Below are 20,112 nucleotides of genomic sequence, written 5' to 3'. Positions count from 1 at the left end.
GGTAGTTCAGTTGGTTAGAATACCGGCCTGTCACGCCGGGGGTCGCGGGTTCGAGTCCCGTCCACTCCGCCATTATTCAAAAGCCCTGCTCGTTAGAGCAGGGCTTTTTGCTGTCTGTCGTTCGGTAAATTCATCCCGGTTCAGCGTGTCGGTGGTATGAACCTTTCGTTCGATCTTTACAGGGCGGCTAAACAGATCAGTTAGTTTGCAAGATTGGTATTATACCAATCTTGCTGGTATTGCTCAGGCGGTATACTGGCCCCGGTTGATATCGGTGAGTGTGGTATTGATATCGAAGATTTTTGTCCGGATCTCGGTAGCCCCCATCGCTGCCACTCGCTGGCTGTGCATATGGGCATACTGTTCGGCAAACGCCTTGTCGGTAAACACATAGATACCGCCTGCTTCGCCGGTTTCGGCATTTTCCGTCCAGATTTTGGATATAAAGCCTGGCTCCTGATTGATGGAGTGAGCGAGCTCTTTAGCCCCCTCAGTGAGGGCATCCCCCATCATTTCAGTGGGAAATTTGAAGTCAATTTGCAATAGTGTCGGCATGATTTTCGGTTCCTCTGATAGTGGTAATTGTTCTTTATAATGGCAAATAGGCCTCTAACCGACAATCTCATTATCTATGCATGAGTTAACTATTGTTTCCCGTGTATCTGCTCTCTTCCGTAGTTGCATTAACTTGAATAAAAACAGAGTGTTGCCGGAGCTGACTCACGGAACCAGGACATCGCCAATGTGATTTTTATCAGCCCAGCTGGCTCAAAAGCTGCAGTATTTCGCCAAAGCGCTGCTGCTCCAGCTGACCGAAACCGGGCCTTTTTCTGGCTTTCAGGCGGTTGAGCAGCGGGGTGGATATGCCGCATAAGAAGCAGGCGAGAGTATGATTACTCAAGTGCTGTTCACTGTCGGCCTGTAACGCCTGGCACCAGTGCAGTAACTGTTCGGCGGCGGGCAGCGGCGGCCGCCTGGGTGCGGGTAGCTGCGCCGGCTGGCCGGTGCAGACAGAGCAATGACCACAGCGTTCCGGCGCTTGATGATCGGCAAAGTAGCCGGCAAGGCGATGGCTCAGGCAACGGTCACTTTCAAAGAAGCCGATCATTTCCGCAAGCCGGGTGATTTCGCTTTTTTCTTTCTGCTGAAACAGTTCGTGGAGTCGAGCCGTTTCGGCTTGCAAGTCGATGTTCCGCTGTAACACCCGATAGACTTCAATCATTTGTTTGCTTTCCAGGCTGATCCAGCCTTGTTGGTGCAGATAGTCGAGCGCACTGATCACCCGTTTTCTTTCGCCTCCATACTGCTGCCAGATGGCGTCAAAATTGACCTGGCACCAACTTCTGGCGAGAGGGGAACCATCGAAAACAGCGGTGAGAAATGCTCGGCGCTCGGGATTGAAGCTGCTCAGGATCTCTTCTTTAGATCTGATAAACTTGAAGCGATAATCGGCAAAATAGCTGTATTGCGGCTCTATGGTGCGGTTAAGTTCCAGGTAGACCAGCAGGGTTTTCAGCGGCAGCAGACGAATATTGGTGCTGTTCGACAGCCGCAGTGGCATCAGCTCCCACTGTTCTCCTGCCTGCTGCAGTTCATTCAGCAGGCGCGTGATGGCTTCCGATTCCGGCGTGTCGCCGTAGACGAAGTTTTCCAGCACGTTCAACCCGCTCTGGTTGCCGAGCAGTATGCAGCGAGATGGCTTGCCATCACGACCGGCGCGACCGATTTCCTGGCTGTAGTTTTCGATGGATTTAGGCAGATCGTAATGGATCACGCGACGAATATCGGCCTTGTCCACCCCCATGCCAAAGGCGATGGTGGCGACGATGCAGGGCACCTGGCCCGCCATAAACGCCTGCTGCAGCTGGCGGCGTCGATCCTGATCCATGCCCGCATGGTACGCCTGGGCCTGAATGCCGGTCGCCGCCAGCTGTTCGGCGACTCGCTCGGCGGTGTGCTGCAGGGTGACATAAACGATACTGGGCAACGCCGGATCTTCGCGTAACTGTTCGATCAGGGCGGGCATTTTTTCTGCCTCGGTAACCGGGATGACCTCAATATGCAGGTTAGGCCGATAGAAGCCGGTGATCACCACATTTTCCCGTAACAAGCCGAATTTTTGCTGCATGTCATCGATCACATTCGGGGTCGCGGTGGCAGTCAGCAACAGCACCTGGGGAATATTGAGCTGCCGGCGATAATCCGGCAGTTTGAGGTAGTCGGGACGAAAGTTGTGACCCCACTCGGAGATACAGTGGGCTTCGTCCACCACCAGTAACGAAATCGGTATCTGGCCGATAAACTGGCGAAAGCGCTCGTTCTTCAGTCGTTCGACGGAGATCATCAATACCTTGATGCGCCCCTCGCGCACCTCCTGCATGATGCGGCGGCTTTCCTCCCAGCTTTGGGTGGAATCGATGCTGGCGGCGGGAATGTTCATCCGCTGCAAAAAAGCCAGTTGATCCTGCATCAACGCCAGCAAGGGGGATATCACCAGCGTCAGCTGTGGCAACAGCAGCGCGGGTAGCTGGTAACAGAGTGACTTGCCGGAGCCGGTAGGAAAAATCGCCGCTGCCGAGTGCCCGGCCATCAGGGTGTCGATCACCTGTTGCTGGCCGGGACGAAGCGAGGAAAAGCCGAAATGCTGTTGCAGGGTGTGGAGCAGAGTCATGGAATTGAAACCTTGAAATACCGATGCACACAGCTTGGCGTGCGGTACCGGCTTTGGCAACCGAAAACGCGGGTTGTGAGCCGGGAGGGGAAAAGACTGGAGAGTGAAAGGAAACGGCTAAATCAGCAGCCCGCAGGGGCTGCTGATGGTTTATCGCCGACGGCTTGTCGTTGTTATATGGTCATGAAATCCTGGTGGAACGACTTTTCGCAGTAGTTGCAGCGAAAACGCACCTGGCCGGCCACGGCGCGTACCTTGAACTTGCTGGTCACCGGTTCGTTATGGCTGATGCAGTTGGAGTTGGGGCAGGAAAATACCCCCTCTACCCGCTCGGGCAGCTGCAGTTGCAACTTCTTCACCACTTCGAAGTCTTCGATCAGGTTAACGGTGGCATCGGGTGCAAACAGTGCCAGCTGGTTGGCCTGGGCGGGAGTCAGGCGGGTGTTTTCCACCTTGATGATGTCCTTGGCGCCCAGTTCCTTCGAGGGCAGGTTCAGGCCCACGGTGATCTTCTCGTGAGTCTGCACCAGGCCGAACAGTTGCAGGATCTTGATGCCCTGGCCGGCGGGAATGTGATCTATCACGGTACCGTTGTGAATGGCTTCGACTTGCAATTGGCTCTTGTTCATCATCTCTCTCACAGGCTCTCGTTCAGCACCAGGGCAAGCAGGGCCTGGCGGGCATAGACGCCGTTTTCCGCCTGCTCGAAGTAATAGGCATAAGGCATGTCGTCCACCTCGGCGGAGATTTCATCAATCCGGGGCAGGGGATGCAGTACCTTGAGGCTGTCTTTGGCGCCGTCCAGCACCTCGGGGGTCAGCACGTATCTTGAGGCCACATGCACGTATTCGGTTTCGTCGAAGCGTTCTTTCTGTACTCGGGTCATGTACAGAATATCCAGCTCGTCCATTACCTCTTCCATGCTGTCGCGGAACTCGAAATTGATGCCTTTTTCGGTCAGTTCGTCACACAGGTAGTCGGGCATGGCCAGCGCCTGAGGCGCGATAAAGTAGAACTTGCAGCCGAACAGGCTCAGGGCCTGGGTCAGCGAATGCACGGTGCGGCCGTATTTCAGATCGCCGACAAAGGCGACCGTCAGCCCCTGCAGGGTGCCCTGGGTTTCGTAGATGGTGAACAAATCCAGCAGCGTCTGGGTCGGGTGCTGGTTGGAGCCATCCCCGGCGTTGATCACCGGTACCGAAGAAAATTCGGCGGCCAGCCGCGCGGCCCCTTCCTGCGGATGGCGCATCACAAAGGCGTCACTGTAGGAGCTGATGATTTTCACCGAGTCGGCCAGGGTTTCCCCTTTCTTGGCCAGCGAGGTGCTGCCACTGTCGGAAAAACCGATAACGCCGCCACCCAGGCGATGGATGGCGGTTTCAAACGACAGGCGAGTTCGAGTTGAAGCTTCGAAGAAGCAGCTGGCCACGACCTTGTGCTTGAGCAAATCGGGCCTGGGATGGGTCTTGAGCATCACGGCGGTGTCGATGATCAGTTCCAGCTCGGCACGGGTGAAGTCGGATATGGAGATTACATGCTTTTGATATAGGGGATTTGCCATCAGCAACGCTCTTTAAGGTGTAAAGTGAAGACCATAAAAAAGCCCCTGAAGGGGGCCATTAGAGCTAAATCAGTGCAAGCGCCGCCGTTTTCACGACGTACGGGCGTAAAACCAGCCAGACGTTCGGGTTCAGAAATGAGCATTTATTCCACTTACTCCGGGCACTTGCAAATCGAGCAGATTATAGAGAAATGCGCGCGCAAAGCAAAATCTGACAGGCCGTCGGCCTTGATGCGGCGAAAATACAAGCGAACGAACCCATGCCTGCTAAAAAGCGCTTTACCTTTAAAAACCGATCGTTATAATTCGTTCGCATTGCAGGGGCGTAGTTCCAATTGGTAGAACAGCGGTCTCCAAAACCGACGGTTGGGGGTTCGAATCCCTCCGCCCCTGCCAACTTCTTCTCGAAAAGCCAGCTTAACAGCTGGCTTTTTGCGTTATGGAGTATTTATGACGCCGTTACAATCGCAATTATGGCAATTGCTGAAACTGCCCACCTGGCGCTGTGCTCATCCCGAGCGATTGCCACATGCGCCTGCCCCCCCGCTTGAGATGGCAGAAGTGCTGCTGGTGACCGGGCAGGGCAAGCTGTTGCCACCTTGCCTGAGTCGGGACTTGATGCAGGCCCTGTCGCTGAATGAAACACAACTGCAGGTAATGGATGAAGCAGCCTGGCTGGCGGCCGGCATGCCGTCGGCGAAGGTGTTGCTGGGGCTGAATCTGACCGGCGATACTACCCCTTTCGGCTGGCATGATGCTCTGCCGCTGACGCCCGCCAAAAAACAAGAACTCTGGAACCGGCTATGTCACCTATTTTTCGCCCACTGAGCGCCGACCATCTGGGTGCCATGCTGGCGGTGGAGCAGGCGGCCCATACGCACCCCTGGAGCCGCAGCCTGCTGGCCGACAGCTTCGGCGAACGTTATTTTACCGGCTCGCTCTGGCTTTCAGGACCGGGGCTGCAGGATAAGGGGCTTCCAGAGTCGCGGCGGCAGGAGCCGGAACAGTTGCTCGGCTATTTTATTGCCGATCGCATCCTCGATGAAAGCACCCTGATGAACATCTGCGTGTCTCCCGCCTGGCAAGGGCAGGGCCTGGGTCGCCAGCTGATGGCGAATTATCTGCGTCTTTGTGAACAGCAGGGCCTCACTCGGCTGTGGCTGGAGGTCAGGGCGTCGAACACGTCGGCACAGGCGCTGTATCTGTCTTGTGGCTATGTGGAAGGCGGTCGCCGACGGCACTATTATCGAACCGATACCGGTTTTGAAGATGCCGTACTGATGCACAAGGTGTTGATGAATAAAGTGCCGATGAACAAATAGCCGGCTTGCTCCTATACTCAGGGGCAAACACTCTGTTCTACAAGGATGAAGAATGAGAGGCTCATGGATTTGCCTGCTGAGTACCTTCCTGATATGGCCACTCGGGTCACACGCCGGCATCTACCGTTATCAGGATGCCACTGGTGGGGTGCACTACACCGATAACCGGCTGCATGCCGTCAAACACTCGACCACACGCTGGCAGCAGGATGCGGTCAATCGCGACGCCGTGCTGGTGCGGGTGGTGGAAAAGAAAGACGGCCACTACTTTTTTGCCCTGAACCGCCTGCCCACCAACACTCAACTGAGCTTGCGTTTTTCCGGCATGCAGAATGTGGCCATTCCCGACGCCATGCAGCAGATGATCAGCCTGCCGGCAAGAGAAGAAAAATTTGTCGGCAAGCTGACCGCCAAACAAGCCGGAAGCTGGCGTTACGACTACGGTTTTGCCTACAGCAACGCGGCATTACGGCCGGCGGCCAGTGCGCAGCAGGTGCAGAAAATTGCCGGTGCTACCTTTATCCGCTCGGCACCCGCTTCTCGTCAGTCATCGTTTCCGCCCTCCTACCTTGCTCGAACCGTGGACCTGGCGTCACCGGTGGCGGGTCGTTACCGGGTGTCTCAGGGCTTTAATGGCGAGTTCAGCCACAACAAGCCGTCCAATCGCTATGCGCTGGATATCGCCCTGCCGATTGGCACCCCTCTTTACGCCACCCGGGACGGCGTGGTAATGGCCGCGGTGGACCATCACGTGGGAGGAGGCTTGAAGGCTAAATATCGGGGCAAAGCCAATCACCTGCGATTGCGCCATGCCGACGGCACCATGACCCTTTATGCGCATCTGCAAACCGGTTCGCTGCGAGTGAAAAAAGGCGACAAGGTCAAAACCGGGCAGCGGGTAGCGGCGTCCGGTCATACCGGTTACAGCTCGGGGCCGCATTTGCATCTGGCACTACAGATCGATAATCAGGGAAGAAGGGAGTCGGTTCCCTTTACTCTGCAAGGGAGCTACCCCGTTGCCGGACGCTGGCTACTGGCCGGTGAATGGGGAGATGAATAGTATTATATCCTGCAATTTATTGATTGGAGTTATATGTGGCTATTTAACTGATGGCGATCGGTATAGGTAAGCGCTGTGTTTTTTATTTGAAGTTATCCACCTTAATACTTTTATTCGGTAGTTTTTTGTTTTTCTCGTTTCTATTGGTGGATGGATAAATCAGTTGATTTATCCATATTGCTGTGGCCTTTTACTTTGTTTTCATCTTTAAAATCAAAGTAAACAGGCAGGAAAGCAAGATGACAGAGTTAGTCGAAGCGGAAAACGGAGGCTCACGCAGCATAAGCCACTATATGCGAGTGTTGGGGCCGGGCATTCTTGGCGCTGCCGCCGCCATCGGCGGATCGCATCTGGTGGCATCCACTCAGGCCGGTGCCATTTATGGCTGGCAGCTGGTGGGATTAATCCTGCTGGTCAACCTGCTTAAATATCCTTTCTTTCAAATCGGCGCCCGTTACACCATGGCGGCGGATGAAACCCTGATCCAGGGGTATGATCGCATCGGCCGGGGCTATCTCTATTTTTTCACCCTCTTGAACCTCTTCGCCTCCGTGATCAGCACGGCCGGAGTCGCCATGCTGTGCGGCAGCATACTGGGACTCTTTGTCGGCGACAGCCTGAACGTGACCCAGCTCAGCATGATAGTACTGGCGGGCTCCCTGGCATTTTTAATCACCGGCCATTACAAGACCCTGGATCGGGTAACCAAGTGGATTATCGTGGGGTTGGCGGTGGCCACCGTTAGCGCCGTGTTTATTGCCTTGAATAAAGGTGGCGTGGCGCCGCCCGACTTTGTCTCTCCCAGCCCTTGGAACCTGGCCTCGGTGGGTTTTCTGGTGGCGTTGATGGGCTGGATGCCGGCCCCTATCGAGCTTTCTTCCTGGAACAGCGTCTGGTTACGGCAGAAGAAAAAAGCATTGGGCGGCGAGCTGGACTACAAAGACGCCCTGGTCGACTTTAATGTCGGTTATGTCACATCTACCCTGCTGGCGTTGGCCTTCGTTGCCCTGGGGGCTCTGGTGCTGCATGGCAGCGGCGAGAGCCTGGCCACTTCGGGCATCGCCTTTGCACATCAGCTGGTCAATGTGTATGCCAGTGTGATGGGGGAGTGGAGCCGCTGGTTGATTGCCCTGATTGCCTTCCTGTGCATGTTTTCTACCACGGTAACGGTGCTCGATGGCTACAGCCGTGCCCTGAGCGAGTGTCTGGTGCAACTGGGCCAGCCGCAGGGGAGCGGCCCCACCGGCCACGGTAGCCGTTATACCTATCCGTTGATGGTGGCAATGGGCATTGTCGGCGCCCTGATCATCATGTTCTTCAAGGGCGCCCTGCTGGCGATGCTGGAATTTGCCATGATCTCGGCCTTTGTCAGTGCCTTGGTGTTTTCCTGGCTCAACTTCCGCTTGATGATGCTGCCGCAGGTGCCAGAACAGTATCGTCTGGGCGGCGGCATCAAGGTACTGAGCTGGGTCGGCATCCTGTTCTTTGCCGGCTTCAATGTGCTGTTCGGTTACTGGTACTTGTTTGTGAAATAACACCGGTTTGCCAAATACCAGCGGTGCGCTGAATCACCGGTAAGCGGGGGCCTTTGAGCCCCTGTTTTTTTCATTGCTGTTATTTCTGTGATTCCCATCACTCAATCTCCGCGATATGGCCCTGCAATCGATGATGTTTTAGAGATTGAAAGTCATTACCTATTAAGCCTCGAGGAAAGATCGATTTATCTTTTTATGAAAGAGGCAGTATAGTGCTTGTGGTGTTGTCTTTTTGTTGTGCTATCTCCTTATCTTGTCACGCTTTTTAGCGATAAATATCGAGATTTCGATGTTTGTAGCATTAAAAAATATCAATGCGTCGTTTTGGTATAGCCATAAAAGAGACACCCAGGCTGAACAGGTTATTCAGACTGTCATTATCAACGGCAAGGCTGCCTGAAGGTTGAGGGAACAGCTTGCCCTGAGCCGGATCCGCGCTGCGTATTCGGTTGTGATATCAACATTAATCAGGGATTTATTATGTTAATCGGGATTCCAAGGGAAACGCTTAGCGGCGAGACACGGGTGGCAGCGACCCCCAAGTCGGTCGAGCAGCTACGCAAGCTGGGTTTTGAGGTCAGTATCGAACAAGGCGCGGGCAGCAAGGCCAGCTTTGACGATGCGGCCTATGAAGCGGCAGGGGCCACACTGGTCGCCGCCGAGCAAATCTGGCAAGCCGCCATTATCTACAAGGTCAATGCCCCCACGACCGAAGAAATCGAGCGGTTGCAGGCCGGTACTACTCTGGTCAGCTTTATCTGGCCGGCACAAAACCCCGAGCTGGTAGAGCAGCTCAAGAACAAGGGCGTTACCGTCATGGCCATGGACATGGTGCCGCGAATTTCTCGCGCCCAGTCACTGGATGCCCTGTCGTCCATGGCCAACATTGCCGGCTATCGTGCCGTGGTGGAAGCCGCCCATGAATTTGGCCGCTTTTTTACCGGTCAGATCACCGCCGCCGGCAAGGTACCCCCCGCCAAGGTGCTGGTGATTGGTGCCGGTGTGGCCGGTCTGGCCGCCATTGGTGCCGCCGGTTCACTGGGCGCCATCGTACGTGCCTTCGATACCCGTCCCGAAGTGAAGGAGCAAATCAACTCCATGGGTGGCGAGTTCCTGGAACTCGAGTATGAAGAAGACACCGACTCTGCCGACGGCTATGCCAAGGAAATGAGCCAGGCCTTCATCGACGCCGAAATGGCGCTGTTCATGGCCCAGGCCAAAGAAGTCGACATCATCATTACCACGGCGCTTATTCCCGGCAAACCGGCGCCCAAGCTGATTACCGCCGACATGGTAGCGGCCATGGCGCCGGGTTCGGTGATTGTGGATCTGGCGGCCCAGAACGGTGGCAACTGCGAGCTGACCAAACCCGGCGAGCTGTTTGTGTCCGACAACGGCGTCAAGATCATCGGTTATACCGATCTCAACGGTCGCCTGCCGACCCAGTCGTCCACCCTGTACGCCACCAACCTGGTCAACCTGGCCAAGCTGTTGTGCAAGGAAAAAGACGGCAATATCAAGGTCGACTTCGACGACGTGGTACTGCGTAACATGACGGTGGTCAAAGACGGTGAAGTGACCTTCCCGCCGCCGGCCATCAGTGTGTCTGCCGCCCCCAAGGCCAAGGCCGCGGCCCAGCCCGCTGCCGAGCCCCATGCCAAGAAACCGAGCAACCTCAAGTATTACCTCGGTGGCGCTGGCATTCTGTTGTTTGCCTGGCTGTCGGCCGTTGCCCCGGCGGAGTTTCTGTCGCACTTCACCGTGTTCGTGCTGGCCTGCATCGTGGGTTATTACGTAATCTGGAACGTGTCTCACTCGCTGCATACGCCGCTGATGTCGGTCACCAACGCCATTTCCGGGATCATAGTGGTGGGGGCCCTGTCCCAGGTTGGAGCCGGTGGCTTTGTCAGTTTCCTCGCCTTCGTGGCGGTACTGATAGCGTCAATCAACGTGTTTGGCGGTTTTACCGTTACGCACCGCATGCTGAAGATGTTTAGAAAGGGCTAATATAAATGTCACAAGGACTTGTAACTGCGTCTTATCTTATCGCCGCCGTGCTCTTTATTTTGAGCCTGGGCGGTCTTTCCAAGCAGGAGTCGGCCAAGGCCGGTAACTGGTATGGTGTGGCGGGCATGACCATTGCCCTGCTGGCCACCATTTTCAACCCCGAGGTCACCGGCCTGGGCTGGATTATCGTGGCCATGGCCATCGGTGCCGCCATCGGTATTCGTCTGGCACTTAAAGTCGAAATGACCGAAATGCCGGAGCTGATCGCCATTCTGCACAGCTTCGTTGGTCTGGCGGCGGTGTTTGTGGGTATCAACACCTACATCAGCCACGGCGACATGTCTGGCGCCATGCTGAATATTCACAACACCGAAGTCTTTCTCGGCGTCTTCATCGGTGCCGTTACCTTTACCGGCTCCATCGTGGCGTTCTGCAAGCTGCGCGGTCTGGTGTCCTCCAAGCCGCTGATGCTGCCGCATCGCCACAAGTTGAACCTGCTGGCGGTGGTGCTCTCTGCCATTCTGTTGATCTGGTTTGTGCAGGTGGAAGGCGCTACCTTCCCGCTGCTGGTGATGACCCTGATTGCGCTGGCCTTTGGCTGGCATCTGGTGGCCAGCATCGGCGGTGCCGATATGCCGGTGGTGATCTCCATGCTCAACTCCTACTCGGGCTGGGCGGCGGCGGCGGCGGGCTTCATGCTCTCCAACGACCTGCTGATCGTCATCGGTGCCCTGGTGGGCTCCAGCGGTGCCATTCTGTCTTACATCATGTGCAAGGCGATGAACCGCTCTTTCGTGTCGGTGATTGCCGGTGGTTTCGGCTCCGACGGTGCCGTGAGCAGCGGTGGCGATGAAGAAGATGGCGAATACACCGAGGTGAATGCCGAAGACGTGGCCGAGATGCTGAAGAATTCCAGCTCGGTCATCATCACTCCCGGTTACGGCATGGCGGTAGCCCAGGCCCAGTATCCGGTAGCGGAGCTGGTGTCCAAGCTGCGTGCGGCCGGTGTCACGGTACGTTTTGGTATTCACCCGGTAGCGGGTCGTCTGCCCGGGCACATGAACGTGCTGCTGGCGGAAGCCAAGGTACCCTACGATATTGTGCTGGAAATGGACGAGATCAACGACGATTTCAGCGATACCGATACGGTACTGGTGATCGGCGCCAACGACACCGTCAACCCGGCGGCGTCGGAAGATCCGGCCAGCCCCATCGCCGGCATGCCGGTACTGGAAGTGTGGAAGTCCCAGCAGGTGGTGGTGTTCAAACGCTCCATGAACACCGGCTACGCCGGGGTACAGAACCCGCTGTTCTTCCGCGAAAACAGCGTCATGCTGTTTGGTGATGCCAAAGACAGCGTGGATAACATCCTCAAGGCGCTGTAATCGGTGTTAAAACATGAAAAAAGGGAGCTTCGGCTCCCTTTTTTATTGGGTGGGTGTTTTATTGCCGTCAGAGCGGATTTTTTATTCAGGCGGATGAGTGCCGGTCATACCAATCCCATTAAACAAATGATCTATTCCGCTTTTGTATAAAATTCGCACAAAGAGCCCACTCCGCCGACTCGCCGTGAATCCCTCCCTGGAGGCTCAGCCGCGCCATCCGTGGCGCGAATGGTCGGCTGAGCAGATCTCTTTGTCCTCCTTGATGCACCGGCATTGCCTGTTAGCGCCGTCTACAGACAACTCGATGCTCGAAAAGAGGCAGCAGAGATCGGCTCCCACGACCGTGAAATGCCATGGACGGCATTTCCCGAGCCCTCAGGGATGAGTTCATGGCGTGTCGTGGGAGGCGGCTGTGTTGCTTCTGAACCCGGGGTTAAAATGATCAGATGTTTATTCAAATTTGTATCACATCAGCTATCCGATTATGTTGATAACATTGGAGAAAAAGACCACAGGGCTGAGGCCTATGTATAAACGCTTAAAACAAAAACACCAGCCGTGAGGCTGGTGTTTTCATTAACACAGGTTAAAACAAAACTCGGTGTTGCCGCAGGGCTTAGTTGCCGCGGTAGGTAGAGAAACCGTAGGGGCTCAGCAGCAGCGGAATGTGGTAGTGCTCTACGCTGGCGTCGGCAGAGAAGATAACCGGTACTTCAGGGAAGAAGGTCGCGGTGTCGTGCTCTTTGAACCACTCGCCGGTTTCAAAGGTCACGCGGTAGTTGCCGTTTTCCAGTGACTTGCCTTCGGGGAACAGGGCGGTAATACGGCCCTGCTCGTTGGTCACACCGGTGCTGAGCTGAGTCCACTCGTTACCTTGCTGCTGTTCCAGAACCACCTGAACGCCGGGTGAAGGCAGACCGTTTTCCAGGTTCAGTACGTGAACGCTCAGCGGGTTGCCGGCGGCAACGGCCAGAGTAGAAGCACCGGTCAGCATCACGCCGGCCATTACAGATTTAAGCTTGTTCATATTATTTCTCCTGAGGTTCGTCAGTTTCTACATTAAATAAGACAAGGTGGTCTGCAGTGGTTGCAACGGGTTATTTGTCGCGCTGCCGATGTGCTTGCCTTTTGATGGAGCCATAGTGCCTTAGTCGGCATATCAAACCCATTACCTCTGGATTACAAAGTTGTCATCTTGGGTCGAGGCATTACCCGGGCTTGTGTATTGAGTGATACAGTCGGCGCCATCAACAGCAGCCGGCGGGCGAGAGGAGCAGAAGATGAAAATTCTAGTGGTGGAAGACGAGCCAAAAACGGCCGATTACCTGAAAAAGGGATTCAGCGAGTCCGGCTATCTGGTGGAAGTGGCCAAGGACGGACTGGAAGGCAAGTACATGATAGAAGAGGGGAGCTTCGACCTCATTATTCTCGACATCATGCTGCCGGGTCTCGATGGCTGGCAACTGCTGAAAACCATTCGCCGTACCTCGGACACCCCGGTTATCTGCCTGAGTGCCCGCGATGCGGTCGAAGACAAGGTGCGCGGGCTGGAGCAGGGCGCGGATGATTATCTGGCCAAGCCATTTTCCTATGCCGAACTGCTGGCCAGGGCACGCAAGCTGCTGCGGCGCGGGCCCCAACGCGAGGTGTCTCTGTATGAGCTGGCCGATCTGCAACTGGAGCCATTGAGCCGGCGCGTCACCCGTGGCGGCCAGCGCATCGATCTCACCAACAAGGAATTTACCCTGTTGCAGCTGCTGCTCAGCCACGAAGGTGAGGTCTTGTCACGCACCTACATTGCCTCTCAGGTCTGGCACATGAACTTCGACAGCGACACCAATGTGGTGGACGTGGCCATTCGGCGCCTGCGCGGCAAGATAGACGATGCCTATGATCAAAAGCTGATCCACACGGTGCGTGGCATGGGCTACGTGTGCGAGGTAAGAGCGTGAGTAAAATCGGTTCGTCGCTGAGTGTGCGGCTGGCGGTGATGTTTGCCCTGGTGAGCACTTTGCTGCTCGGCAGCATCGGTTTTTATCTGTATTACTCGCTGCAGCGAGAGTTGATCTGGCGAGACGATCAAAGCCTGCTGGGGCGGCTCGAGCACATGCAGGCGCTGCTCAGCGACAGCGACAGCATTGCCACCCTGCGTAACCGGCCCCAGCTGTACGCCAACATGCTGGGCAATCAGGACAGCCTGCTGTGGGTGCTGGATTCTGAAGGCGAGGTGCTGATCTCGGTGAATCCCGCCGACCTGCCATTGCCGACCCTGGGGCAGAGTGATCAGTCCCAGCTGGGTTTCGATAAAGATCACCAGGCGCGACTGGCCTGGCGCTATGTGGAATACGAACAGCAGCCCCTGCTGCTGATCGCCGGTAAACAGCTGGAGCCCCGTAATCAGATGCTGGCGGCCTACAAGCTGAAGCTGCTATTGGCGATGGCGGCCGGTGCCCTGGCGGCCTTTATGCTTGGCTGGCTGGTCAGCCGGCGCGGATTGCGGCCGGTACGCCTGCTGGCGCGCCAGGCCGAGACCATTGATGTGCAGCGTCTGCACCGTCGGCTGAATACGGCCCATCTGCCCCAGGAGCTGCAAACCCTGGGCAGCACCCTTAACCAGATGCTGGCCCGGCTGGAAGGCGGCTTCGAACAGTTGTCGCGTTTCTCCGAGGATCTGGCCCACGAGATTCGCACCCCGCTGAGCAACCTGATGGGGCACACCGAGCATACGCTGCGCAAGCCGCGCTCCACCGAGGAATACGAAAGCCTGCTGGCCTCCCATCAGGAAGAATACGAGCGGCTGGCGCGAATGGTCGACAGCATGCTGTTTCTGGCGCGTGCCGAACAACCCAAGGCCTCGATCAATCGACAGGCGCTGGATCTGAACGAGCTGGTCGAGCAGTTGTGCGAGTATTTTGAAGGCGTGGCGGAAGACGAAGACATGCTGCTGCTTAACCAGGCCGAAGGCACCGTCTGGGCCGATCCGGATCTGCTGCGCCGGGCATTGGCCAATCTGCTGGCCAACGCCCTGCGTTACGGTCGTGCCGGCGGCGCCGTGGTGATCAGCAGTTCGGTGGAGCAGGGGCACTGTGTGGTTCGAGTGCATAACCAGGGTACGCCGATTGGCCCCGAGCACCTGCCACGGCTGTTTGACCGCTTTTATCGCTGTGACGCTTCCCGTACCAACTCCGGTAATACCGGTGGTCTGGGGCTGGCGATTGTGCGCTCCATCATGCAACTGCACGAGGGGCGGGTTCAGGTGGAAAGTGATGAAGGCGGCACCGCCTTCATGCTGGCCTTTCCGGAGAAAACTGAAGCGGTCGACTGATTTACGCCATTAAGCGGTCGCGCCTTGCTACTCGTCGACAAAACCCTTATTTTCTAATGTCTTATGGATGTCGGAGTATAAGGTGATGACAAGCTGGCGCGGCGTACTGCCGCTCACCCTGCCGGTGATGATGGGCTATTTGCCACTGGGCGCCGTGTTCGGGGTGTTGTGGATTGATGCCGGGCTCAGCTGGTACTGGGCCCCCTTGATGAGCATTGTTGTCTATGCCGGTGCGTTGCAGTATCTGGCGGTGGGCATGCTGTCGGCGGGAATCGGCTGGCTTGATCTGGCGGTGGCCTCGCTGCTGGTCAATTTTCGCCATCTGTTTTACGGCCTGTCGCTCTATCACCTGTTGCCGAAAGGCGTGCTGGGCCGACCCTATTTCATCTTCGGTATTACCGACGAAACCTATTCCCTGCTTAGTGCGCCGGGTCAGGTAAACGACAGCAAAACCGCGCTGCTGGTGGTGTTGTTCAATCAGTCATACTGGGTGCTGGGCACCCTGGCCGGCATGGTGCTGGCGCGTGGCTTGCCGCCGGGACTGCAGGGGCTGGACTTCGCCCTGACCGCACTCTTTACCGTGCTGGCGGTGGAGCAAATTCGCGCCCGGCGTGACTGGGGAGCGGTCTTGCTCGGGCTGGTGGCCGCCGCCGTTGCCGGTATCTGGATAAGTGAGTACTTCCTGCTGGCGGCCTCTATGATGCTGGTACTGGTATTGCTGGCCTGGCCACAATCACAACCGGAGCCCGCCCATGACTGAACTGGATTATCTGCTGGCGGCGCTGATCATGGCGGCAGTCACCTTCGGCCTGCGCGCCTTTCCCTTCGTGGCGCGGGGCTTCATTGCCCACCACCGCCGCATTCAGATTTTGGGACGGCGCTTGCCGGTGGCGATGATGGTGCTGCTGACCCTCTATGCCATGGGGGTACACAACTGGAGCAGCCCGATCGATGGCCGGGCCCAGATAGTGGCGGTGATGGTGGTGGCGGTGTTGCAGGTGTGGCGTCGGCAGGCGCTGCTCAGCATTCTTTCCGGCACTTTGGTGTATATGACGCAGATGAATGGCTGGTTCGGACTCTGATCCGGGCCCGTCATCGGTTATAATCCGGGCCCCCCATTTTTTGGACCCGTGATCATGACCATTGCCGTTGCTCTTCGAACCCGTCTGCTGGGCCTCACCGCCCTGTGCCTGAGTGCCCTGGTACCGGCGCAAGCCGAACCCTTCGTGTTTACCGCCATTCCGGATCAGGACGAACGCCACCTGACCGAGCGTTTCGGCAAGATCGCCGATTACCTGACCGACAAGCTGGGCGTGGAAGTGCAGTACATTCCGGTAAAGAGCTACCCGGCGGCGGTGAGCGCCTTTCGTAACGATCAGGTGCAGCTGGCCTGGTTTGGTGGCCTGACCGGTGTGCAGGCACGCGAACTGGTCCCCGGCAGCGAAGCCATCGCCCAGGGCAAGGAAGACACCACCTTCGTCAGCTACATCATCGCCCACCACAGCACGGGTCTGACCGCAAGTGAGCAGTTACCAGCGGAACTGGCCGGCAAGCGCTTTACCTTCGGCGACAAGGGCTCGACCTCCGGCCGTCTGATGCCCGAATTCTTCCTGCGTCAGCACTTCGGCCAGGCGCCGGAACAGCTGTTTTCCCGGGTCGGTTTTTCCGGTGATCACAACCGCACCATCAGCCTGGTGCAGTCCGGCGCCTTTGAAGTGGGTGCGGTGAACTACGCGGTGTGGGATGCGGAAAAAGCCAAGGGCAACATCGACGACAGCAAGGTCGGTGTGATCTGGTCCACGCCAAGCTACCCGGATTACCAGTGGAGCATTCGCGGCGATGTGAATGCTCGCTTCGGTGATGGCTTCAAGGAAAAAGTACAGCAGGCACTGCTGGAAATGACCGATCCGGCACTGCTGGCAGCCTTTCCCCGTTCCGGCTTCGTCAAGGCTACCAACGCCGATTACGCGCCCATTCGTGACACCGCCGTGGCCATCGGCATCATGGATCCCGTCCAGTAAATGAGTGCCGACAGCTGTCTGTTCCGCTTTCGGCAGGAGTCCCTCGGCTATGCGGGCAGCCCGGTGCTGCGCGAGTTGTCGCTCGAGTTGCGCCGGGGTGAAAAAGTGGCCCTGCTGGGGGAGTCCGGCACCGGCAAGAGCACCCTGCTGCGTCGATTGCGTGAGCTGCGCCCGGCCGAGGTGGCCTGGTGCCCGCAGCAGCCGGGACTGGTGCCCATGCTGTCGGCCTTTCACAACATCTACATGGGGCGGCTGAATCGTCACCCGTTCTGGTACAACCTGGCCAATCTGGTGCGGCCGCTGGCGAAGCCCAAGGCAGACATTACCGCCCTGGCGGCGGAGCTGGGCTTGCAACACCAGTTATGGGCTGCCGCCGAGCGGCTGTCGGGCGGTCAGCAGAGCCGGGTCAGCCTGGGGCGGGCCCTGTATCAGCAAAAGCCCATCTTCATCGGCGATGAGCCGGTGTCGGCACTGGACGAGCGCCAGGCCGACGAGCTGTTGCGGCTGATCTGTCGCCGGCACGACACCGTGGTGCTGGCGCTGCATAACGTGGAGCAGGCACTCACTCACTGCACGCGAGTGGTGGGTCTGCGCGAGGGGCGAGTGGTGCTGGATGCCGCCAGCCATACGCTGACGGCGGGCCAACTGCATACCCTGTATCAGCAGCACACCCAGTACCAATGGCGTTGATGGAACGCATATGCTGAAGGCTCGGCCGGAACCCGCTCGCGCCATGGTGCACAGCAGCCTGTTGCTGGTGCTGCTGGCATTGCTGTGCCTGCCCTGGGCCGACTTGTCGATCACGGCGGTGGATCCCTGGGGTGAGCTTGCCCGGCTGGGCGCCGGATTATTGCAGCCGCAATTGCCGGCGCTGGCCACGCTGGGCGGCGCCATCGCCAACACCCTGGCTTTTGCCCTGCAGGGCGTGGCGCTGGGCGCCGTACTGGGCCTGGGGCTGGCGGCAGGCTATCGGCACGCGGCCATTCGGCGGCTGTCGGCGTCGCTCAGGGCGGTGCACGAGCTGTTCTGGGCGCTGTTGTTCATTCAGTTGCTGGGGCTGTCGGCCCCGGCCGGCATGCTGGCCATCGCGCTGCCCTATGCGGGCACCTTCGCCAAGATCTACGGCGAGCTGTTTGAAGAGGCGGATCCGTCACCCGAGCAGGCGCTGGAACCCGGAATGGGCTGGGCCTCGCGGCTGCTGTTTGTGCAGTTGCCGCTGTGCTGGCGGCAAATGGCCACCTATACCGGCTACCGGCTGGAGTGTGGCATTCGCAGCTCGGCGGTGCTGGGCTTTATCGGTCTGCCGACCCTGGGTTATCACCTGGAGTCCTTGCTGCGGCAGGGCTATTACGGTGAGGCGGCCTGCTTCTTTTATGCCCTGGTGCTGCTTATCGCTACCCTCAAGTGGTGGTTAAGGCCCAGGCTGGTGCCGCTGTATCTGCTGGCATCGCTGCTCTGGCTGCCGCCGGTGGCCAGCCTGAACGGGTCGCTGATGGCGCGCTTCTTTACCGAAGATGTGGTGCCTGCGCCCTTGCGCAACGGTGACTGGGCCGGGCTGCTGCCCTGGCTGCAGGAGCTGTGGCTGCAGCAAATCGTGCCCGGTTTGTTCAATACCCTGGTGCTGGCCATGCTGGCGCTGCTGGTGACCGGCGTGCTGGCGCTGTTGTGGTTTCCGGCGATTTCACGCCGCTTCGGCAATGGCCTGACCCGCGCCGGCAGCCATGGCTGGCTGGTGCTGATGCGCTCCTTGCCGGAATACCTGCTGGCCTTTATCGGCATGCTGCTGCTGGGGCCGGGCATGTTGCCGGCGGTGCTGGCGTTGGGGCTGCATAACGGCGCCATCATCGCTCACCTGCTCGGCCATCACCTCAATACCCTGACGTTGCGTGAAGACGCGCCCAGGGGGCTTAATCTGTATTGCTTCGAGGTATTGCCCCGTTTGTACCGGGCCTTTCTGGCCTACAGCCTGTATCGCTTCGAAAATCTGATTAGGGAAACCGCCATCCTCGGCATGCTGGGCATTCCGACGCTGGGCTTTTTTATCGACTCGGCATTCAGCGAATTCCGTTTCGACCGGGCCATGGTGCTGCTGCTGGTCTGTGCCGGACTGAACATGCTGGTGGACTCGCTGGCGCGACGGCTGCGGCGTCGGTTGCATCTGAGCAGCCGGGCCGAAATGCTGTAACTAAAAAGACGGCTCATGGCCGTCTTTTTGTCATAAACCGGCTCGTGGCCCGTTAGTTACCGGGTTGCCGGCCAGTTTTTTCGTGGTTACAGCACCAGGCCACCGTCTATCTTCAGCACCTGGCCGGTAATGTAGCGGGCCCGGTCGCTGGCCAGAAACAAGACCCCCTCGGCAATATCCTGCGCTTCACCCAATGCGCCCAGCGGAATGCGGGCCGTCATCTTCTCGAGCACTTTTTCCGGTACCGCCTGGGTCATCTCGGTATTGATAAAGCCGGGGGCGATGCAGTTGGCGCGGATCTGGGCGCCACCGTAGACAAACTCCTTCGCCCAGCCTTTGGTCATGGCGATAATGCCGCCCTTGCTGGCTGCGTAGTTGCTCTGGCCGATGTTGCCGTCGGTCCCCACCACGGAGGAGATGCTGACGATGCTGCCCCTGGCCTGCAGCTTCATCAGCGGCAGCATGGCCTGGGTCATCATGAATACGCCCTTGAGATTGACGTCCAGCACTCGATCCCAGTCGGATTCGGTCATTTTTTCGAGCAGGGCGTCGCGGGTGATACCGGCATTGTTGACCAACACATCCACCCGGCCCTGTTCGTCCATGATGCGGCTGTTCAAGGCGCTCAGGGCGACCGGGTCGCATACATCCAGGGTAATGGCGGTGATATTGGCGTAGTCGCCGATCCAGTCTTCGGCCGGTGCCATGTTGATGTCGCAGGCATAGACGCGTGCCGCACCGGCCTGGGCCAGGGTTTCACTGATGGCGCGGCCCAGGCCTCTGGCGGCACCGGTGACAACACAGATTTTTTCATTCATATCGTGGTTTGGCGTATTCATGCTGGCGAGTCCTTGTGTGTGAGTGACAGGGGGCAGTTACTCATGGCCCACTCTGGAGTCTACCCTTTATTTTGCGGCGCATTGTTGAATGAGGTCGAAATAATATTAATTTAATGTTGAAGACAAGCGGTTTTTAGTCGCCACTGTGCTTTCGATTGTGCGCTGCAGTGTAGTTGTTGCCGAATGAAAAAGCGAAAGGCG

At 57.7% G+C, this 20,112-nt stretch carries 19 protein-coding genes and 1 tRNA gene; 14 read left to right on the top strand and 6 right to left on the bottom strand.

Annotation, left to right across the window (positions count from 1 at the left end; translation table 11 throughout):
• Positions 1 to 243: 243 nt before the first annotated feature.
• The 4 genes from Q0753_RS08810 to pyrB form a co-directional block, all read right to left on the bottom strand.
• Complete coding sequence (locus Q0753_RS08810) at positions 244 to 555, bottom strand: monooxygenase (RefSeq protein WP_298719562.1); 312 nt, start codon at positions 553 to 555, stop codon at positions 244 to 246.
• 199 nt (positions 556 to 754) lie between these two features.
• A complete protein-coding gene (locus Q0753_RS08805) occupies positions 755 to 2,671 on the bottom strand; it encodes an ATP-dependent DNA helicase RecQ (protein WP_298719560.1) in 1,917 nt (638 codons plus the stop codon).
• A 173-nt stretch (positions 2,672 to 2,844) separates the two neighbouring features.
• A complete protein-coding gene (gene pyrI / locus Q0753_RS08800; RefSeq protein WP_298719573.1) occupies positions 2,845 to 3,303 on the bottom strand; it encodes an aspartate carbamoyltransferase regulatory subunit in 459 nt (152 codons plus the stop codon).
• Positions 3,304 to 3,308: 5 nt separating this feature from the next.
• Complete coding sequence (gene pyrB / locus Q0753_RS08795) at positions 3,309 to 4,232, bottom strand: aspartate carbamoyltransferase (protein WP_298719559.1); 924 nt, start codon at positions 4,230 to 4,232, stop codon at positions 3,309 to 3,311.
• A gap of 319 nt (positions 4,233 to 4,551) precedes the next feature.
• Here pyrB and Q0753_RS08790 point away from each other — a divergent pair.
• The 7 genes from Q0753_RS08790 to pntB all read left to right on the top strand — a co-directional run bounded on the left by Q0753_RS08790 (position 4,552) and on the right by pntB (position 11,541).
• Positions 4,552 to 4,628 (top strand) — tRNA-Trp (locus tag Q0753_RS08790).
• 54 nt (positions 4,629 to 4,682) lie between these two features.
• The gene (locus Q0753_RS08785; protein ID WP_298719556.1) at positions 4,683 to 5,060 is read left to right on the top strand and encodes a hypothetical protein; all 378 of its coding nucleotides are present in this window, start codon (positions 4,683 to 4,685) and stop codon (positions 5,058 to 5,060) included.
• Complete coding sequence (gene rimI, locus Q0753_RS08780) at positions 5,036 to 5,554, top strand: ribosomal protein S18-alanine N-acetyltransferase (RefSeq protein WP_298719554.1); 519 nt, start codon at positions 5,036 to 5,038, stop codon at positions 5,552 to 5,554. Before Q0753_RS08785 ends, rimI begins: the two co-directional genes overlap by 25 nt.
• Before the next feature lie 52 nt (positions 5,555 to 5,606).
• Positions 5,607 to 6,614, top strand: a complete 1,008-nt coding sequence (locus Q0753_RS08775; protein WP_298719552.1) for a peptidoglycan DD-metalloendopeptidase family protein — start codon at positions 5,607 to 5,609, stop codon at positions 6,612 to 6,614.
• 239 nt (positions 6,615 to 6,853) lie between these two features.
• Positions 6,854 to 8,149 (top strand): Nramp family divalent metal transporter, encoded by a 1,296-nt coding sequence (locus Q0753_RS08770; protein WP_298719550.1) that lies wholly within the window; start codon positions 6,854 to 6,856, stop codon positions 8,147 to 8,149.
• Positions 8,150 to 8,629: 480 nt separating this feature from the next.
• Positions 8,630 to 10,156 (top strand): Re/Si-specific NAD(P)(+) transhydrogenase subunit alpha, encoded by a 1,527-nt coding sequence (locus Q0753_RS08765; protein ID WP_298719546.1) that lies wholly within the window; start codon positions 8,630 to 8,632, stop codon positions 10,154 to 10,156.
• A 5-nt stretch (positions 10,157 to 10,161) separates the two neighbouring features.
• Entirely contained in the window at positions 10,162 to 11,541 is a 1,380-nt protein-coding gene (pntB, locus tag Q0753_RS08760; RefSeq protein WP_298719544.1) for a Re/Si-specific NAD(P)(+) transhydrogenase subunit beta, read from the top strand.
• Positions 11,542 to 12,157: 616 nt separating this feature from the next.
• On the opposite strand, the gene uraH is transcribed toward pntB, so the two are convergent.
• A complete protein-coding gene (gene uraH / locus Q0753_RS08755) occupies positions 12,158 to 12,568 on the bottom strand; it encodes a hydroxyisourate hydrolase (RefSeq protein ID WP_298719542.1) in 411 nt (136 codons plus the stop codon).
• 253 nt (positions 12,569 to 12,821) lie between these two features.
• On the opposite strand from uraH, the gene Q0753_RS08750 reads away from it, so the two are divergent.
• The 7 genes from Q0753_RS08750 (at position 12,822) to Q0753_RS08720 (ending at position 19,072) form a co-directional block, all read left to right on the top strand.
• Positions 12,822 to 13,493: a heavy metal response regulator transcription factor gene (locus Q0753_RS08750; protein ID WP_298719540.1), complete on the top strand. Its 672-nt coding sequence runs from the start codon at positions 12,822 to 12,824 to the stop codon at positions 13,491 to 13,493.
• Positions 13,490 to 14,866 carry a heavy metal sensor histidine kinase gene (locus Q0753_RS08745; protein ID WP_298719538.1) on the top strand — a complete coding sequence of 459 codons (1,377 nt, stop codon included), beginning with the start codon at positions 13,490 to 13,492 and terminating at the stop codon, positions 14,864 to 14,866. Before Q0753_RS08750 ends, Q0753_RS08745 begins: the two co-directional genes overlap by 4 nt.
• Before the next feature lie 85 nt (positions 14,867 to 14,951).
• Positions 14,952 to 15,626, top strand: a complete 675-nt coding sequence (locus Q0753_RS08740) for an AzlC family ABC transporter permease (RefSeq protein ID WP_298719536.1) — start codon at positions 14,952 to 14,954, stop codon at positions 15,624 to 15,626.
• The gene (locus Q0753_RS08735; RefSeq protein WP_298719534.1) at positions 15,619 to 15,948 is read left to right on the top strand and encodes a branched-chain amino acid transporter permease; all 330 of its coding nucleotides are present in this window, start codon (positions 15,619 to 15,621) and stop codon (positions 15,946 to 15,948) included. The genes Q0753_RS08740 and Q0753_RS08735 overlap by 8 nt, the downstream gene beginning before the upstream one ends.
• A gap of 54 nt (positions 15,949 to 16,002) precedes the next feature.
• Positions 16,003 to 16,887, top strand: a complete 885-nt coding sequence (locus tag Q0753_RS08730) for a putative selenate ABC transporter substrate-binding protein (RefSeq protein ID WP_298719532.1) — start codon at positions 16,003 to 16,005, stop codon at positions 16,885 to 16,887.
• Complete coding sequence (locus Q0753_RS08725) at positions 16,888 to 17,577, top strand: ATP-binding cassette domain-containing protein (RefSeq protein ID WP_298719530.1); 690 nt, start codon at positions 16,888 to 16,890, stop codon at positions 17,575 to 17,577.
• 10 nt (positions 17,578 to 17,587) lie between these two features.
• Complete coding sequence (locus Q0753_RS08720) at positions 17,588 to 19,072, top strand: ABC transporter permease (RefSeq protein ID WP_298719528.1); 1,485 nt, start codon at positions 17,588 to 17,590, stop codon at positions 19,070 to 19,072.
• 86 nt (positions 19,073 to 19,158) lie between these two features.
• Here Q0753_RS08720 and fabG read toward each other — a convergent pair whose 3' ends face one another.
• Positions 19,159 to 19,911: a 3-oxoacyl-ACP reductase FabG gene (fabG, locus tag Q0753_RS08715; protein ID WP_298719526.1), complete on the bottom strand. Its 753-nt coding sequence runs from the start codon at positions 19,909 to 19,911 to the stop codon at positions 19,159 to 19,161.
• Between the last annotated feature and the right edge of the window lie 201 nt (positions 19,912 to 20,112).

Source organism: uncultured Oceanisphaera sp. (genome assembly GCF_947495715.1).
GTDB lineage: Bacteria > Pseudomonadota > Gammaproteobacteria > Enterobacterales > Aeromonadaceae > Oceanimonas > Oceanimonas sediminis.
The sequence above is the reverse complement of the archived record's forward strand: the minus strand, read 5'-3'. Positions and strand labels throughout refer to the sequence as shown.

Excerpts from the sequence above, each read along its gene's own strand:
- Q0753_RS08810 (WP_298719562.1), bottom strand. The coding sequence starts at position 555 with ATGCCGACACTATTGCAAATTGACTTCAAATTTCCCACTGAAATGATG.
- Q0753_RS08805 (WP_298719560.1), bottom strand. The coding sequence starts at position 2,671 with ATGACTCTGCTCCACACCCTGCAACAGCATTTCGGCTTTTCCTCGCTT.
- pyrI (WP_298719573.1), bottom strand. The coding sequence starts at position 3,303 with ATGATGAACAAGAGCCAATTGCAAGTCGAAGCCATTCACAACGGTACC.
- pyrB (WP_298719559.1), bottom strand. The coding sequence starts at position 4,232 with ATGGCAAATCCCCTATATCAAAAGCATGTAATCTCCATATCCGACTTC.
- Q0753_RS08785 (WP_298719556.1), top strand. The coding sequence starts at position 4,683 with ATGACGCCGTTACAATCGCAATTATGGCAATTGCTGAAACTGCCCACC.
- rimI (WP_298719554.1), top strand. The coding sequence starts at position 5,036 with ATGTCACCTATTTTTCGCCCACTGAGCGCCGACCATCTGGGTGCCATG.
- Q0753_RS08775 (WP_298719552.1), top strand. The coding sequence starts at position 5,607 with ATGAGAGGCTCATGGATTTGCCTGCTGAGTACCTTCCTGATATGGCCA.
- Q0753_RS08770 (WP_298719550.1), top strand. The coding sequence starts at position 6,854 with ATGACAGAGTTAGTCGAAGCGGAAAACGGAGGCTCACGCAGCATAAGC.
- Q0753_RS08765 (WP_298719546.1), top strand. The coding sequence starts at position 8,630 with ATGTTAATCGGGATTCCAAGGGAAACGCTTAGCGGCGAGACACGGGTG.
- pntB (WP_298719544.1), top strand. The coding sequence starts at position 10,162 with ATGTCACAAGGACTTGTAACTGCGTCTTATCTTATCGCCGCCGTGCTC.
- uraH (WP_298719542.1), bottom strand. The coding sequence starts at position 12,568 with ATGAACAAGCTTAAATCTGTAATGGCCGGCGTGATGCTGACCGGTGCT.
- Q0753_RS08750 (WP_298719540.1), top strand. The coding sequence starts at position 12,822 with ATGAAAATTCTAGTGGTGGAAGACGAGCCAAAAACGGCCGATTACCTG.
- Q0753_RS08740 (WP_298719536.1), top strand. The coding sequence starts at position 14,952 with ATGACAAGCTGGCGCGGCGTACTGCCGCTCACCCTGCCGGTGATGATG.
- Q0753_RS08735 (WP_298719534.1), top strand. The coding sequence starts at position 15,619 with ATGACTGAACTGGATTATCTGCTGGCGGCGCTGATCATGGCGGCAGTC.
- Q0753_RS08730 (WP_298719532.1), top strand. The coding sequence starts at position 16,003 with ATGACCATTGCCGTTGCTCTTCGAACCCGTCTGCTGGGCCTCACCGCC.
- Q0753_RS08725 (WP_298719530.1), top strand. The coding sequence starts at position 16,888 with ATGAGTGCCGACAGCTGTCTGTTCCGCTTTCGGCAGGAGTCCCTCGGC.
- Q0753_RS08720 (WP_298719528.1), top strand. The coding sequence starts at position 17,588 with ATGCTGAAGGCTCGGCCGGAACCCGCTCGCGCCATGGTGCACAGCAGC.
- fabG (WP_298719526.1), bottom strand. The coding sequence starts at position 19,911 with ATGAATACGCCAAACCACGATATGAATGAAAAAATCTGTGTTGTCACC.